1 pseudogene is annotated in these 941 nt (G+C 41.0%); it reads left to right on the forward strand.

Annotation, left to right across the window (positions count from 1 at the left end):
• A pseudogene (locus tag ACFINI_RS10015) lies at positions 1 to 941 on the forward strand (hypothetical protein); the annotation flags it as partial.

The following is a 941-nucleotide window of genomic DNA, read 5'->3' on the forward strand; positions in this document are numbered from 1 at the left end:
CGGATGCTTTGGCTGGAGTTGGTAATTCTTTCACAAATATTAGAAATGAGATTAGCAAAGAGATTAATAATGAGATTGCCAATGTGAAAGGTGATAGCCTTGTTAAGCAGGATAGGATGGGTCTTATTACTATTGGTGCGGAAAGAGGCGGCAATAAAATCAATATTTTAAATCGAGATGGTGATGCTCGAATTCTTTCTGGTGTTAAGGCAGCGCAAAATGGGGACGAGGCAGTCAATAAAGCGCAGCTTGATGCAAGTCTGAAGGATCTTTCCAGCAGCCTTCAGTCTGATGATTCAGCAGTGGTTCTCTACGATAAAAAAGAAGACGGAATAGTTGACTATAGCAGTGTGACTTTAGGTAAAGGTAAGGATGCAGGACCAGTTGCACTTCATAATGTCAAAGATGGTGTCATTGGTGAGAGTTCATATGATGCGATTAATGGTAGTCAGATCAATACAATTTCTCAGGATTTAGCTAAGTTTCTTGGTGGAGAAGCATCCTTTAAAGAGGGTGTTTTTACAGTTCCGACTTATAAAATCTCTAATGTTTCTGACGATGGTACAGTAACGACTAATTCACATAACGATGTTGGTAGCGCCTTTGCGGGTCTTGATACGAGTGTCAAGAATGTGAACACTCATCTGTCTAATGAGGTCAAAAAGTTTGATGAAAAACTAAGTAATATTACGCAAGCAGTTCAAGGCGATGCATTGTTATGGGGCAAGACTAAAGGTGCGTTTGTAGCGACGCATGGGGACAATAAAGAGAACAGCAAGCTTACATCACTTGCAGCTGGCTCTATAGTATCAGGCTCGAGTGATGCGATTACGGGTGGACAGATTTATGATCTGCAAAAACAGTTTGCGACGTATTTTGGTGGAGGAGCAGGTTATAATGAAAAGGGAGAATGGGTTGCACCTACCTTCAAGCTTAAAACT

Source organism: Bartonella sp. AA56HLJMS, from assembly GCF_042197145.1.
Lineage (GTDB): Bacteria > Pseudomonadota > Alphaproteobacteria > Rhizobiales > Rhizobiaceae > Bartonella.